At 60.7% G+C, this 14,502-nt stretch carries 16 protein-coding genes and 3 pseudogenes; 10 read left to right on the forward strand and 9 right to left on the reverse strand.

Translation table 11 applies throughout. The annotated features are described in order from the left end of the window. Window positions 1-249 precede the first annotated feature (249 nt). Both WB528_RS21460 and WB528_RS21465 read left to right on the forward strand, forming a co-directional pair. Entirely contained in the window at window positions 250-1,035 is a 786-nt protein-coding gene (locus WB528_RS21460; protein ID WP_423890468.1) for an SDR family NAD(P)-dependent oxidoreductase, read from the forward strand. Window positions 1,036-1,437: 402 nt separating this feature from the next. Further along, window positions 1,438-1,881: a hypothetical protein gene (locus tag WB528_RS21465; RefSeq protein ID WP_423890493.1), complete on the forward strand. Its 444-nt coding sequence runs from the start codon at window positions 1,438-1,440 to the stop codon at window positions 1,879-1,881. Window positions 1,882-1,907: 26 nt separating this feature from the next. Here the strand turns inward: WB528_RS21465 and WB528_RS21470 are convergent, their stop codons facing one another. The 5 genes from WB528_RS21470 to WB528_RS21490 form a co-directional block, all read right to left on the reverse strand. Continuing rightward, window positions 1,908-2,321, reverse strand: a complete 414-nt coding sequence (locus WB528_RS21470) for a VOC family protein (protein ID WP_423890469.1) — start codon at window positions 2,319-2,321, stop codon at window positions 1,908-1,910. A gap of 29 nt (window positions 2,322-2,350) precedes the next feature. Continuing rightward, entirely contained in the window at window positions 2,351-2,893 is a 543-nt protein-coding gene (locus WB528_RS21475) for an SRPBCC family protein (protein WP_423890471.1), read from the reverse strand. A 27-nt stretch (window positions 2,894-2,920) separates the two neighbouring features. Continuing rightward, complete coding sequence (locus WB528_RS21480; RefSeq protein ID WP_423890473.1) at window positions 2,921-3,286, reverse strand: DoxX family protein; 366 nt, start codon at window positions 3,284-3,286, stop codon at window positions 2,921-2,923. Between the two features lie 79 nt (window positions 3,287-3,365). Continuing rightward, the gene (locus tag WB528_RS21485; protein WP_423890475.1) at window positions 3,366-4,640 is read right to left on the reverse strand and encodes an RNA polymerase sigma factor; all 1,275 of its coding nucleotides are present in this window, start codon (window positions 4,638-4,640) and stop codon (window positions 3,366-3,368) included. After that, window positions 4,637-5,005, reverse strand: a complete 369-nt coding sequence (locus WB528_RS21490; protein ID WP_423890494.1) for a YciI family protein — start codon at window positions 5,003-5,005, stop codon at window positions 4,637-4,639. Before WB528_RS21490 ends, WB528_RS21485 begins: the two co-directional genes overlap by 4 nt. Window positions 5,006-5,131: 126 nt before the next feature. Between WB528_RS21490 and WB528_RS21495 the strand changes: the two genes are divergently transcribed. After that, window positions 5,132-6,103, forward strand: a complete 972-nt coding sequence (locus WB528_RS21495; RefSeq protein WP_423890478.1) for a 2-hydroxyacid dehydrogenase — start codon at window positions 5,132-5,134, stop codon at window positions 6,101-6,103. Between the two features lie 26 nt (window positions 6,104-6,129). Here the strand turns inward: WB528_RS21495 and WB528_RS21500 are convergent, their stop codons facing one another. Further along, complete coding sequence (locus WB528_RS21500) at window positions 6,130-6,777, reverse strand: TetR/AcrR family transcriptional regulator (RefSeq protein WP_423890480.1); 648 nt, start codon at window positions 6,775-6,777, stop codon at window positions 6,130-6,132. A 99-nt stretch (window positions 6,778-6,876) separates the two neighbouring features. Between WB528_RS21500 and WB528_RS21505 the strand changes: the two genes are divergently transcribed. Then, window positions 6,877-7,521 carry a glutathione binding-like protein gene (locus WB528_RS21505; protein WP_423890481.1) on the forward strand — a complete coding sequence of 215 codons (645 nt, stop codon included), beginning with the start codon at window positions 6,877-6,879 and terminating at the stop codon, window positions 7,519-7,521. 25 nt (window positions 7,522-7,546) lie between these two features. Here the strand turns inward: WB528_RS21505 and WB528_RS21510 are convergent, their stop codons facing one another. The 3 genes and pseudogenes from WB528_RS21510 to WB528_RS21520 form a co-directional block, all read right to left on the reverse strand. After that, a complete protein-coding gene (locus tag WB528_RS21510) occupies window positions 7,547-8,014 on the reverse strand; it encodes a DUF1348 family protein (RefSeq protein WP_423890483.1) in 468 nt (155 codons plus the stop codon). Window positions 8,015-8,147: 133 nt separating this feature from the next. Then, window positions 8,148-8,393 (reverse strand): annotated as a pseudogene (locus tag WB528_RS21515) (acyl-CoA thioesterase); the annotation flags it as partial. A 37-nt stretch (window positions 8,394-8,430) separates the two neighbouring features. Further along, window positions 8,431-8,749, reverse strand: a pseudogene (locus tag WB528_RS21520) (FAD-binding protein); the annotation flags it as partial. Window positions 8,750-8,868: 119 nt separating this feature from the next. Between WB528_RS21520 and WB528_RS21525 the strand changes: the two are divergent. The 6 genes and pseudogenes from WB528_RS21525 to WB528_RS21550 form a co-directional block, all read left to right on the forward strand. Further along, window positions 8,869-9,189 (forward strand): helix-turn-helix domain-containing protein, encoded by a 321-nt coding sequence (locus tag WB528_RS21525; protein WP_423890484.1) that lies wholly within the window; start codon window positions 8,869-8,871, stop codon window positions 9,187-9,189. Then, window positions 9,189-11,204, forward strand: a complete 2,016-nt coding sequence (gene hyfB, locus WB528_RS21530; protein WP_423890487.1) for a hydrogenase 4 subunit B — start codon at window positions 9,189-9,191, stop codon at window positions 11,202-11,204. The genes WB528_RS21525 and hyfB overlap by 1 nt, the downstream gene beginning before the upstream one ends. Continuing rightward, window positions 11,195-12,151 carry a respiratory chain complex I subunit 1 family protein gene (locus WB528_RS21535; RefSeq protein WP_423890488.1) on the forward strand — a complete coding sequence of 319 codons (957 nt, stop codon included), beginning with the start codon at window positions 11,195-11,197 and terminating at the stop codon, window positions 12,149-12,151. Before hyfB ends, WB528_RS21535 begins: the two co-directional genes overlap by 10 nt. A 5-nt stretch (window positions 12,152-12,156) precedes the next feature. Continuing rightward, window positions 12,157-12,819, forward strand: coding sequence for a hydrogenase-4 component E (locus tag WB528_RS21540; protein ID WP_423890496.1), 663 nt, complete (start codon window positions 12,157-12,159; stop codon window positions 12,817-12,819). Further along, window positions 12,816-14,267: a hydrogenase 4 subunit F gene (locus tag WB528_RS21545; RefSeq protein WP_423890491.1), complete on the forward strand. Its 1,452-nt coding sequence runs from the start codon at window positions 12,816-12,818 to the stop codon at window positions 14,265-14,267. Before WB528_RS21540 ends, WB528_RS21545 begins: the two co-directional genes overlap by 4 nt. 17 nt (window positions 14,268-14,284) lie before the next feature. Beyond that, window positions 14,285-14,502 (forward strand): annotated as a pseudogene (locus WB528_RS21550) (hydrogenase expression protein HypE); the annotation flags it as partial.

Raw genomic sequence — 14,502 nt, forward strand, 5'->3', positions numbered from 1 at the left:
ACTCAGTTGAAATGCGGTCTCCATCAAGATTGGCTGCGAACACCCCGGAGGCTAGTGGAGTGGATTTTGACATTCGCTACCCACCTGGCCGCGAGCTCGTCAAGCGAATGTCAAATCCAAAACTCCACTAGAAACTTATATTTGCTAGTGGTCCTTCCAATTCTGACATTCGCAAAAGCGGCTGCGGAGAAAAGATGCGAATGTTAGAATTGGCAGGGACAAGACGACGGACATCGGAAGGGAATATGCATGAGCGCTTCGTTGCGAAAAGTAGCCCTCGTGACGGGCGCCGCGCGCGGCATCGGACTTGCCGTGGCAAAGCGCTTTCTCGCTGACGGCTGGCACTTGGCGCTTCTGGACATCGAGGGTGATCTTTTGGAGAAGAGCGTGGCGGCGCTGGTTAAGCCGGACGTCACGATGGCGGTGACCTGCGACGTCTCCGACGGCAGCGCGGTTGCCGCCGCCTTCGCAGCAATCGAACGCCGCTTTGGCCGGCTCGATGCGCTCGTCAACAATGCCGGGGTCGCGGTGTTCGCGCCGCTGATGGAAACCTCCGAAGCCGACTGGAGCCGTGTGCTGGAAGTCAACCTGACGGGCCCGTTCCTCTGCACCAAAGCGGCCGTCCCGTTGATGCGAGAACATGGCGGCGGTGCGATCGTCAACATCACCTCGATTTCGGGATTGCGCGCTTCGACGCTGCGTTCGGCGTACGGCACCAGCAAGGCCGGCCTTGCGCATCTGACCAAGCAGCTCGCGGTCGAACTGGCCTCGCTCGGCATCCGCGTCAACGGCGTGGCGCCGGGACCGGTAGACACCGCGATGGCGAAGGCGGTTCACAGCCCGGAAATCCGCGCCGACTATCACGACGCAATACCGCTCAATCGTTACGGGCTCGAGGAGGAATTGGCGGAAGCCGTATTTTTCCTGTGTAGCGACCGGGCGAGCTACATCACCGGGCAGATACTTGCCGTCGATGGCGGGTTCGATGCGGCCGGCATCGGCCTCCCAACGCTGCGCGGCAACAGGCGCAACTGATAAAGATCGCCCATCGCGGCAACGGCCAGCTTATTTTTCGAAATCCTTCGCTGAAGTAGCGTGACCTTCATGGCTCAACCGCCTAAGCTGGGTGGGCGCGGCGATGGTCCGGCGCCGTTGACAACGCTGAAACTGAACACCGGATATCGGGAGCATCATTGGCCAGGCGGCCGGTGGAGGTGTGGCAGGCGCCGTGCTCACCGCGATCGTCGGCGCGATCAAGAACCGCGCTGCCCGATAGGCTGACTTAGTCAATCGTTGCCATCGAAAGCGGGCCCTGGCCGGGACGCGCGAACAATGTGGTTGCCTTGGAATAAGGCGATGCTGAAGCGACGGAACCTTGCTGGCCGTGCTGCCGTTGATAATCTGATCCGGTCGGAAGCGTTCGAAGGCAAGTCCATGATGCGATGGGCCATCATTCCCAAAGTCATCCTCACTGCCGCGTGGATAGGCGTCCTCGCCGCGCCATCGGCGCAAGCGGAGGTCCGGATCCTGAGGAGTCTGGGCGGGCAGGTCGGTCCTTTTCTCGACCTGTTCGAACGGATGCGCGCTTCCGGCGAACGTGTCGTCATCGATGGCCCCTGTCTTTCCGCCTGTACCTTGGTGCTGAGCATGGTACCGCACGAGCGCATCTGCGTGACGCGCCGCGCCGTGCTCGGGTTTCATGCCGCGCGGTCAATGGACCGGCGAGGCCGGATGTATGCGGAGCCGCAGGCCTCCGAGCTGGTGCTCGAAGCCTATCCGGCCGGTGTGCGCCACTGGATCATTCGCCGCGGCGGACTGACGTCGCGGCTGTTGCTCCTGCGCGGACGCGAGTTGGCGGCGCTCTATCCAACCTGTCGCTGACCGCCCCTTAGGTCGGACGAAGAACCTTACATTCCTTCGAGCGGCGAGTTCACCATCCAGGGGATGCCGAACTGATCGATGCACATGCCGAACCCCTTGGAGAAGAAGGTCTTGCCAAAGGGCATGTTGAGGCTGCCGCCCTCGGCCAGCGCATTGAACTTGCGCTCGGCTTCCACAGGATCCTTGATCGTCAATGAGACCGAGAATCCCTGCGGCTTGTGAAAATGCTCCGGCGGCGAATCCGACGCCATCAGAAACTGGCCGTCGATCGACATGCGTGCATGCATGATTAGCTTCTCCCGACCGGGCCCGGGCTTCATATCCGCCGGCGCTTCCTCGGCTCTGATCAGCGCCTCGATCTTGGCGCCCAGCACCTTTTCGTAGAACTTGAACGCGGCTTCGCAGTTGTCGTTGTAGAACAGATAGGGATTGAGCTGCATTAGTTTCTCCTGGCGGGCGACTGTTTCGTCTACGGCTCGGTGAGCTTTTTCAGATTGGCGAGGCCGGCCTCGAAATCCCGGCCGATCATGGCGTCCAGATTCATAAGCACCTGCATCACCTTCGACATGAAGGACGACGGCCCGTGCATGACCCAGACGATGTTCGTTGCGGCTGCTCCTCTATCAGGGGCAAAAGTGAACTCGGCCGTGTTGTGGCCCTCGAACGGTTTGAAGAAATCGAGCTTGATCGTGATTTTTGACGGCGATGAGGCGTCGAGAATTTCCATGCGGCCGGAACCGACATTCTTGTTCCCGTCCCACGCATAGACCGCGCCTTTCCCGCTCTCGGCGCCGCTATAGCTGCGCTTCATCGCAGGATCCCGGTTCTCCCAGGGTGACCAGTTCACCCATTCTTGAAAATTATTGACCAGCGGGAAAATCCGCTCGGCCGACGCCCGCACCACCGCCGACCGCCGCACACTGAAGGTATCCGGCTTGGTCAAAGCAAGGGCGAGAACGATGACGATGGCGATCGCCATCACGACGGCAACGATCACGATGACCTCAAGCATGGGACGTTCCCCTCCGTTTTCAGGCTTCTATCCAGCACACCGGCCCGGCAACGGCCATAATATTTGCAATTTGCGGTCGGGCAGCCAGAGCCCGCTCCACGCCGTCACGCCCAGATAAAATGCAAGCAGGACGTGATTGAACAGCGGGCCGCTGGTTCGCGCGTGCAATGAAGCTGTCGCACCGATGTAACAGATCAGAAGCAAAGGACCGAAGATCGAAGCGGCCGGAAGCGCGCAGAGACCGGCGCAGGCGGCGGCGATCACGACAAGGCTCCGCGCAAGACTTTCGCTTGCACCACAACCGATCCGATCCATCATTTCCGTGACAATCCTCCACGGCGCCAGCTTGATGAAGCTGTCAAGCAACAGGATCACGATTTGGATGGCTTGCATGTTCATCTCGCGCGTCCCTCTTCGATAGGCTGTCTGCCCTAAAGACGAACGAAGGGGACGTGAACCGACAGGTGACGAATTATTTTTTTGTCGTCGCCGAACCGGATGGCTGGCTGTCGCGCATCAGCCGGTCCAGATGCATGCGGATGTGAGCGGCTTCCGCCGAGGTGTTGGCGAGCGCGATGGCGCGGTCGAATGCCACTCGCGCCTCGTCGTTGCGGCCGAGCTGCATCAGGAAAGCGCCGCGGACGCCGAAGTAATGGAAATAGTTCGACAGCCGGTCGCCCAATGGCTCGATCATCTGCAAGGCGGCCTCAGGTCCGCGGACCTTGGAGGCCGCCACCGCACGGTTCAGCGTGACCACCGGCGACGGCTGCATGACTTCAAGCGCGCCGTAGAGCAGATCGATCTGCAGCCAGTCGGTGTCTTCGGGTCTTGCCGCCCGAGAATGCAAAGCCGCAATCGCCGCCTGTACCTGATACGGCCCGGATTGGTGATGACGCACCGCCTTGTCGATCAGCGCGAGACCTTCGGCGATCAGCTTCTGATTCCACAGCGTGCGATCCTGGTCGTCGAGCAGCACCAGTTCGCCGTTTGCATCGAAGCGCGAGGCCGCGCGGGCGTGTTGCAGCATCAACAAAGCCGTGAGGCCCATGATCTCGGGCTCGCTTTGGAACAGGCGGAGCAGCAGCCGCGCCAGGCGGATTGCCTCCTCGCATAGCGGTTTGCGGATTTCGGAAGTCTCGCCGCTGGCCGAATAACCTTCGTTGAAAACAAGGTAGATCATCGCCGCCACGGCCGCCAGCCGTTCACTCCGTTCGACCGCGCCCGGGGTCTCGAATGGCACACCGGCATTGGCGACGCGCGCCTTGGCGCGGGTGATGCGCTGCTCCATTGCCGGCTCCGAGACCAGAAAGGCGCGGGCGATCTGTTTGACGGTGAGGCCGGAAACGATGCGAAGCGCAAGCGCAATCTGCTGCGTTGCCGGCAGGTCAGGATGGCAGCAGATGAACAGGAGCCGCAGGATGTCGTCGCGATAATGCGAACCGTCCAGCCGATCGGCAAGCTCGTCCTCGGCATCGTCGAGATCGAAAATGACGGCATCGTCGGGCAACGCCTCCTGCTTGCGCGACCGGCGCACCTCGTCGATCGCGGCATTGCGGCCGACCATGATCAGCCACGCCGCCGGATCGCGCGGCGGTCCGTTTTGCGGCCAACTTTTCAATGCACGCAGACAAGCGTTCTGGAACGCTTCCTCGGCGGTGTCGAGGTTGCGGAAGTAGCGCAGCAGCGCGCCGACGGCCTGGGGACGCGCCGAGGTCAGCGCCGCATCGATCCAGGCAGCATCGTTCACCTCGCCTCACCTCCGGGTTGATAAACCCCGACAGGGCGAATCTCATAGGCGCCGCCTGGATTGGCCGCGCCGAGATCGCGCGCAACGCCGACCGCGGCATCGAGGCTTTCGCAATCGACGATGTAAAAGCCGAGCAGTTGCTCTTTGGTCTCGGCGTAGGGACCATCCAGCACGAGCGGAGGATCGTCCTTGCGGAGCGTCGTCGCCGCCGTGGTCGGCAGCAGGCGCGCGACCGGGCCGAGCCGTCCCTCCTTTTTAAGTTTGTCCTGGACAATAGCGAGCTTTGACATGACGGCGGTGTCCTGCTCCCGGCTCCAGGAGCCGACGAGGTCCTCGTCGTGATAGCAAAGAATGGCATACAGCATAGACATAGAGCTCCCTTTTGACCCAAGGACGGATGAGTATGCCCCGGCCCGACAGTCCGACAAAAAACATTTGTGCGAGGAATCACCCCCGGTAAGGTCGGCACCCCAGGGATGGCACGAGGCGAAATGACGAAGAAAAAGGGAACTTTGGCGCTGCTCATTCATGGCGGCACCGAAAACTGGTCGCCGGCGCGGTGGAAGCGCCGGTTTGACGAGGCATGCGCCGGCCGCCCGGTCTGGCTCGCGACGGAAGGGGGTGGCGACCCCGCTGGCGTTCACTATGCCGCGGTCTGGAAACCGCTACCCGGCGAGCTGGCTGCTTTTCCGAATCTGAAGGCAATTTTCAACCTCGGCGCCGGCGTCGATGCGCTGATGGCCGACAAGTCGTTGCCGAAGGTGCCGCTGGTGCGCGTCTCGGTCGGCGACCTCACCCATCGGATGACCGAGTACGTCACGTTGCATGTGTTGATGCATCACCGGCAGGAGCTCTATTTGCGCGACAGCCAGCGGGTCAAACGTTGGCAACCGAAATACCAATGGCCGGCCGGCGCCATTACAGTGGGTATCATGGGCCTCGGCACCCTTGGATCGGATGCCGCCGAAGTGACGGCGCGGCTTGGCTTTCGCGTCACGGGCTGGAGCAACAGCCCCAAACAGATCGACGGCGTCGAATGCTTCCACGGCAAGGCGCAGCTTGACGCATTTCTTCGCCGCACCGACATTCTGGTCTGCCTGTTGCCGCTCACGCCGGACACCCGGCACATCCTCAACCGCGACCTGTTCGCGAAACTGAACCGTTCGGGCCCGATGGGCGCGCCGGTGCTGATCAATGCCGGCCGCGGCGGCTTGCAAAACGAAGCCGATATCCTGTCATGCCTCGACGACGGCACGCTGGGCGCGGTCTCGCTCGATGTCTATGCGACCGAGCCGTTACCTCCCGATAGTCCGTTCTGGACCCATCCGAAAGTCGTGCTGACGCCGCACAACGCCGCCGACACCGACCCCGACGAAATCTCGAAGTATGTCGCGCGCCAGATCAAGCGATTTGAGGCCGGCGAGACGCTCGAAAATCTCGTCGATACGCAGCGGGGATATTGAGAGCTAAGGCGATCGCGCCGTTCCCGTCATCCACATATCATCGCAATTGCGCCTTTCACGATGGTCTCGAGCTCCTTGCGCGGCACCCCTGCCCGCGCCCGGATGGCGATGGTGTGAATGGTTGCAGACGCCAGCTGCGCCAACACGGTGGGATCGGCGGACGACGGTAACTCGCCCTTTTCCCTGGCCCGGCGGAAGCAGGATGCAAAGGCCTTGTCGAGTTCGGAAAAACCATCGAGCACCATGGCGCGGATTTCCGGATCGGCCACCGCTTCAGAGGCCGCTGTCATCACCGTAAAACAACCACGCGGACCGAATTCACCCGAGAGATAAATGTCCAGCGCCGCCGCAAAGATACGCTTGAGCCTTTCGCGGATGGGAATTTCGCCCTTGAAAATCTCGATCATCGCCGCGCGGGCGTCGGTGCGATAGCGCTGGTAGCTTTTGATGTAGAGCTCGCGCTTGTCGCCGAACGCGCCGTAGAGGCTCGGGCGATTCATGCCGGTCGCGGCGCTGAGATCATCGAGCGAGGTGGCGGCAAGGCCGTCCTTCCGGAACAGGTCAAGCGCCTTGCCGAGCGCCACATCGGGCTCGTAGGCGCGTGGCCGTCCGCGGCGTTTCGGCTCGACCGCCGCAGGCGTGAATGCGGGCTTGCTTTTGCTTTTTTGTACCATTTCGCAATAAATTCCTTGACCATCGATATATTATGCGAAACAGTATGAAAATCAACCGGCGATCAAAATTGCAAACCCCGAACCCCAAGGAGGCTCACCATGGACCTTTATTTCTCGCCGCTTGCCTGCTCGATGGCGACCCGCATCGCGCTCTACGAGGCCGGCGCGACTGCGAACTATCTCGAGGTCGATCCGAAAACCAAGGTGCTGCAGAACGACGGCTCGGACTTTCGCAGCGTGAATCCGCTCGGACTGGTGCCGACCTTGCGCACCGACGATGGCATCGTGCTGACCGAGAACGCGGCTATCCTGCAATATGTCGCCGACCGTTTCCCGACGGCAGGGATCGCCACCGATCCCGGCATCGAGCGGAGCCGGCTGCATCAATGGCTCTGCTTCATCGGCACCGAGTTGCACAAGGGATTGTTCGTGCCGCTGCTCGACAGGAAGGCCCCGCCCGAAGTGAAGACCTACACCCTCGGTAAAAGCCTTTCCCGGCTCGATTATCTTGAGAATTACCTCAGGGGCCGCGACTATCTGCTGGATCATTTCAGCGTGGCCGACGCCTATCTCGTCACGGTGATCAACTGGACCATGGCAACGCCGCCGGTCGAACTCGCGAAATGGCCGTCCGTGAAAGCTTACTACGAAAGGCTTCGGGCGCGGCCGAGCGTGGCCAAAGCCCTGGCGGAGGAGTTCGAACTCTACAAGGCCGAACTCGCCCGCCACAAAGCCGCCGCCTGATCAGCGACGAACCATAAGCAGCGAATTAGAACGGACTCTCGCCCAGCCCCGGCACATCTTGCGGCCGCGGGCCGGGCGCGGGCCAATGGAAACGGCGGTCCTTCTCGGCAATCGCAATGTCATTAATGGAAGCTTCGCGACGACGCATCAACCCATGCTCGTCGAACTCCCATTGCTCGTTGCCATAGGAGCGGTGCCACTGGCCCGCGGTGTCGCGCCACTCATATTGAAAGCGCACCGCGATGCGGTTGCCGTCGAATGCCCAGAGATCCTTGACGAGACGATAGTCGAGTTCTTTCGCCCATTTTCGCGTGAGAAATGCGATGATCGCCGCGCGCCCTTCGAAGACTTCGGAGCGGTTGCGCCAACGGCTGTCCTCGGTATAAGCGCCCGCGACGCGTTCGGGGTCACGCGAGTTCCAGGCATCCTCTGCCATGCGCGCCTTCTGGGCGGCGGTCTCTCGGGTGAAAGGCGGCAGCGGCGGACGTGACATGATGACCTCCCCGGATATGGTGCGGCAGCGACACTAGTGTGGCGATCGGGGAAGTCGATGGCCATCCTCCTATCGGGTGATTGCAATCGCCAATTGGTGGAGGGCCCATCGACGATGATCGTGGTCATGACTTCTATTCGAGATCGGCCTTCATCAATAGTCGCAGCGATTTCGGAATTGGCTGCGCCTGGCCCTCGCTGATGAAGGCGACACGCACCTCGGCTTTGACCAGCACATCCACACCGCGGCGCACTTCCTGCGCCAGCGCGATCGAAGCGCCCTTCACCGCGACCGGCCATGTCACGACGTCGAGCACATCATCCATCCGCGCAGGTTTCAGGAAATCGAGATGCGTCGAACGGACCACAAAGGAAAAGCCGGGCGTCGCAGCCTCCACTATCGAAGCGGAGTGCGGGAAAAGGCATCCCCGCATGGTCCAGTTCGACGAAGGTGGAGACAGCCCGCCTGATGGCATCCTGGTCGCCGAGTCAGTCGGCCCCTTTGACTGTGTCGTACATGCGCCATTGCCAGCTGTCTTCGCCGAGACTGGCAGCAATGCCGCCCTGCGCTGTGACCGTATGGCTGCGTGTCGAAAACACCTTCGTGATGCAGGCGGTCGTTAAGCCAGCCTCGACGGCGCCCTGGGTGACGCGCAAACCGGCCTCCCCCGACGACCACATCAAACGTATGGTCGATGAATTCATAGGCGCGTGTCGAACTCACGCTATCCCCCAATTCGCCTCGATACTTAGATTAGATGTTTTAGATATCATTTATTGACAAAATAACATGATTAATTAGGATGTAAGAATGATGTTCGTTAGTCGTTCGAATCTGGGTAATGGGGCAATCCGATGATCACAGCGGCTCAATTGCGGGCGGCCAGGGTGCTCCGCGGCATCGATCAGCGCCGGCTCGCAGAACTGTCCGGGCTTTCAGTGCCAACGATCCAGCGTATGGAGGCGAGTGAGGCAATGGTTCGGGGCAATGTCGATTCGCTGGTGAAGCTGATTGCTGCTCTCGACGCCGCCGGCATCGAATTGATAGACGAAGGGACCGTCAGTAGCGCCGACGGACGCGGGGTGCGGCTGAAAATCGATTCCGGATCGGCAAAAATCGATTTGAACAATCAGATGGAAAGCAAGGCATCAAGCGGAACGAAGGCGCGCACGTAATGTCGGCTGTCGTTTTGCAAATGCTCTGTGTTGCCGGATTGCTTGGATCGGCAGTTCTGGCGATTGCTCTGAGCCGCTCAACGATCGCCACGGCCATCATCTACAGCGCGACGTTGGTCGCATCTGCGATTGCGTTGATTGGGTCCATCCACTGGTTGCTGGGCGGTGCGGCGAACGCCACCGATCTGACCCTCCCAATCGGATTGCCATGGCTTGGCGCCCATTTCCGCCTCGACGCGCTGGCCTCGTTTTTCCTTGTTGTCGTAAATCTCGGAGGAGCCGCGGCAAGCCTTTATGGCCTCGGCTACGGCCACCACGAGCCGGCGCCGCACCGTGTGCTTCCCTTTTTTCCCGCTTTTCTCGCCGGCATGAACCTCGTGGTGCTGGCGGATGATGCGTTTTCCTATCTGCTGTGCTGGGAATTCATGTCGCTGGTCTCTTGGGCGCTGGTGATGGCGCACCACCGTGAAGCGGGCAACACAAAGGCCGGCTACGTCTACCTGGTGATGGCGAGCTTCGGCACGCTCGCGCTGCTGCTGGCCTTCGGTCTGCTGGCGGGACCGGCGGGCGATTACGGATTTGCCGCCATTCGCACGGCTCAACATACGCCCTATGTGGCCACGTTGGTGTTGATCCTGATGTTGCTTGGAGCCGGCTCAAAGGCCGGCCTGGTGCCGTTGCATGTCTGGCTGCCGCTCGCTCATCCCGCTGCTCCGAGCCACGTTTCGGCGCTGATGAGCGGCGTCATGACCAAGGTCGCGATTTACGGCTTCATTCGCGTCGTGTTCGACCTGCTGGGACCGCCCTCGTGGCCAGCTAGCGTGGTCATCCTCTTCCTCGGCGGCGTCACTGCCGTCATGGGGATTTTGTACGCCATGATGGAAAAGGATCTCAAACGCCTGCTCGCCTACAGCACGATCGAAAATGTCGGCGTCATCTTCGCAAGCCTCGGCCTTGCATTGGCTTTCCAGGCCAATGGCATGAAACTACTGGCAGCGCTCGCGCTTACGGCGGCTCTGTTTCACGTTCTCAATCACTCCCTCTTCAAGAGTCTGCTTTTTTTCGGTGCCGGCGCCGTCCTGACCGCGGCCGGCGAGCGGGACATGGACAAATTGGGCGGCCTCATTCACCGCATGCCGCTCACAAGCTTCGCCGTTCTCGTCGGCTGTGTCGCGATCTCGGCGCTTCCGCCCTTCAACGGCTTCGTCTCGGAATGGCTCATGTTCCAGGCCGTGCTGCAGAGCCCAGAGTTGCCGCAATGGGCGCTGAAGATCACCGTACCTGCGGTCGGCGCTCTATTGGCCTTGGCTGCAGCGTTGGCAGCGGCGTGTTTCGTCAAGGCCTATGGCGTAACTTTTCTCGGGCGGCCGCGCGGTGTGGCGGCGGAAACCGCAGAGGAAGTCGACCGCTACTCGCTTTCGGCAATGTTCCTTCTCGCCGCGCTTTGCTTGCTGGCCGGAATTCTGCCGGGGCTGGTGATCGACGCGCTTTCGCCGATCACGCTACAGATCCTCGGTGGCCAAATGCCGATCCAGGCCAACGAACCCTGGCTTTCGATCGTGCCGATTGCGGAGAGTCGCAGTTCGTACAACGGATTGCTTGTTATGGTGTTCATCGCGATTTCCGCCTCATCGGCTGTCGTCTTTATTCATCGCTTTGCCTCTCGTGCGCTACGGCGGGGTCCGGCCTGGGGCTGCGGCTTTTCTGATCCGACACCCGCGGCCCAATATTCGGGCGGAAGCTTTGCTCAGCCTATTCGCCGCGTTTTCGGAACGCTCGTGTTCCACGCCCGCGATCATGTCGAGATGCCGGCCCCCGGAGATATCAGGCCGGCGCGCCTGCGAATCGAATTGCACGATCTGATCTGGGAAGGAATGTATGAGCCGATAGCACGCGCGGTTGGCTTCTCTGCCGTTAAACTCAATCGTCTGCAGTTCCTCACCATCCGCCAATATCTCAGCCTCGTCTTCGTTACCCTCGTCACACTCCTTCTGGTTCTCGCGATATGGTCGTGATGTCAGCCCTTCTTGTGCAAGGTGCGCAGATGCTTCTTGTGCTGCTGCTGGCGCCGTTGCTGACGGGCTTCGTGCGCAAGATGAAGGCCCGCCTGGTGCGTCGCCGGGGAGCGTCGGTCTTTCAACCGTATCGGGATCTCCTGCGATTGCTCCGCAAGGAAGTGGTGCTGGCGGACAACGCCTCCTGGCTGTTCCGCGTGACGCCCTATGTGACCTTTGCGGCGATCTGGGTTGCCGCCGCTCTGGTGCCGACCTTTGCCACCGGTCTCCTCTTCAACTGGACGGCGGACCTGATTGCCATCGTGGCGCTGCTCGGAAGTGCACGCTTCTTTCTGGCGCTCGCCGGGATGGACGTCGGCACCAGTTTTGGCGGCATCGGCTCCAGCCGCGAAGTCATGATTGCGGCGCTTGCGGAGCCGGCGATGCTACTGTTTGTATTTTGCATTGCGCTGGTTGCCGGCTCGACCCAACTTTCGACGGTGGCAAATTTCATGGCCTCATCCTACGTCGGCTTACGGGTATCGCTGGGAATGGCGATGATCGCCCTCATCATGGTGGCGCTCGCGGAGAACGCGCGCATTCCGGTCGACAACCCGGCCACGCACCTGGAGCTCACCATGGTGCACGAAGCGATGGTTCTTGAATATTCGGGTCGTCATCTCGCGATGATCGAATTTGGCGCCTTCCTCAAGCTTCTGCTCTACATCTCGCTCATCGCGTGCGTGTTCTTACCCTGGAAGATAGCAGTCTTCGGTACCGGTCCCTCGTCATACGCAATCGGCACCGTCGCCTATCTTGTCAAGCTCGCGGCCGCCGGCTTTTTCCTCGCACTGTTCGAGACCGCCACAGCGAAAATGCGAGTCTTTCGCGTTCCGCAATTTCTCGGTGCTGCCCTTATGCTCGGTCTGCTCGGCACCCTCCTCCTGTTCGTGTCAAAGAGCTTCTGATGCAAATGCACAGCCTCGACTTCGACATCTCGCATGCGCTCGCAGGCGGGCTCGTCCTGATCAGCTTCATGATGCTGTACCAGGACCGGCTTTATTCACTGCTCAACGTGTTTGCGCTGCACGCCCTGGTGCTGGCGCTCTCTGTCGCCTGGCAAGCCTCCGTCCAGAATGCACCTCATCTTTACGTGACCGCGGCAATTGCCCTCATCTTCAAGGCGATCGTCATCCCGGTCGCGCTTCATCGCATCGTCAAGCAGCTTGGAATTCATCGCGACATCGAGTCGGCCGTGGGCATCGGCCCGACCATGTTAGCCGGAATGGGGCTGGTCGCCCTTTCCATGGTGCTGATGCTGAGGGTGACCGCAGAGGCAGCCCCGTTGGCGCGCGAGGATCTGGCCTTCGCGCTATCGGTGGTGTTGCTTGGGCTTCTGGTCATGGTGACGCGCCGCAATGCCGTTAGTCAGGTCGTCGGATTTATGTCACTCGAGAACGGATTGGTCTTAGCGGCTACCGGTGCCAAGGGCATGCCGCTCGTCGTCGAGATCAGCGTCGCCTTCTCGATCCTGATCGCATTCATCGTCATCGGCATCTTCTTGTTCCGCATCCGTGAACGCTTCGATTCTGTTGATGTCTCTGCACTTGACGACTACCGGGGCGAACGGCGATGAACCCGCATTCCTTCGACCCAGTGGCCGCTGTCCTGCTGATTCCGATCGGCACGGCAGCGTTGCTGGCCATACTGCCGGGCTACCGCCTGACGGCGCGGTTGAACGTCGTTGCAAGCCTTGCGACATTTCTCGCGGCGCTCTCATTGTTCGTGATTGAACGCCCGCTGCCTGGACCGTATGTGCTGGTCGACGACCTCAACATCGTCTTCATCGTGCTCAACACCCTCGTGGGTTTCACGACCAGCATCTTCAGCGCGAGCTACATCGCGCATGAACTCGAAACCGGCCGGTTGACGCCCGCTTACCTGCGTTTCTACCACGCCATGTATCAGACCATGATGTTCGGCATGAACCTCGCTTTCGTGTCGAACAACATCGGTCTGATGTGGGTCGCGGTGGAAATTGCGACGCTAACCACGGTGCTGATGGTCGGCATCTATCGTACTCACGCCGCTCTGGAAGCGGCATGGAAATATTTCATTCTGGGCAGTGTCGGCATAGCGTTCGCCCTGTTCGGCACGATCCTGGTCTACTTGGCGGCGCGCCCGATCGTAGGCGAGGGCCAGGATGGCATGGTCTGGACCCTCCTGATCGAACACGCTGCGAATTTCGACCCTGCTCTTCTCAATGTCGCGTTCGTATTCCTGTTTCTCGGCTACGGGACCAAGGTTGGCCTCGCGCCGCTGCACGCTTGGCTGCCCGACGCGCACGCCGAAGGTCCGACGCCGATATCGGCCGTGCTTTCGGGTCTGCTGTTGAATGTCGCGCTCTATGCGCTATTGCGCTTCAAGATACTGCTCGCCGCCAATCCGGCGGCAATTGCTCCCGGGCCCCTGATGGTGACGATGGGTTTGCTTTCACTCGTGTTCGCAGCGTTCATGCTCTACCGCCGCCGCGACATCAAGCGCCTGTTCGCCTATTCCTCGATCGAACATATGGGCATCATCGTGTTCGCGTTCGGGATGGGCGGACCGCTGGCTAATTTCGCCGGGCTTTTACATATGGTGATGCACAGCCTGACCAAGTCGGCGATCTTCTATGCGGTCGGCCACATCTCCCAGATCAAGGGAACGCAGCGGATCAACAGGATCCGGGGCCTGACGGTGACCCATCCGGCGCTCGGTTGGGGTCTGGTGACGGGCGTCATTGCGATCAGCGGCTTGCCGCCGCTCGGCATCTTCATGAGCGAATTTCTGGTCGTAAGCTCGACCTTCGCACGCCAACCGCTGCTCGCGATTGTACTGGTGTTTGGGCTGTTGCTGGCGTTCGGCGCATTGACGTTGCGTCTGACAAGCGTCGCATTCGGCGAGCCTCGCGGCAGCACCAAGTCAGCCGAGGCTTCCTATGTGCCGATGTTTGCTCATCTCTCACTGGTTCTGATTGCGGGTATCTATCTTCCCACCCCCATCGTCATCTGGTTCCAGCATGTGGCAACTCTTCTTGGATAGCTCGAGGAAAACGTGACATGCCATCCTTTATCGATCTGATGCTGGAGGGAGGTCAGGTCCAGCACCACTCTCCCTGGCCACGATCCGTGGTCCTTGCCTCCGCCTGGAATTTTGCGGCCAGCGAACTGGCTCATGGTCGTTGGAGTTTGCTCGGCCTTTGGGGGGAACCCTTGGGGGTGCATATGGCGATCATGGACGAGCAGACGGCGGAAATCGCTGTCGTCAGCCTGGACTG

Origin of the sequence: Bradyrhizobium sp. (genome assembly GCF_049586575.1) — a bacterium.
Classification (GTDB): Bacteria; Pseudomonadota; Alphaproteobacteria; order Rhizobiales; family Xanthobacteraceae; genus Bradyrhizobium.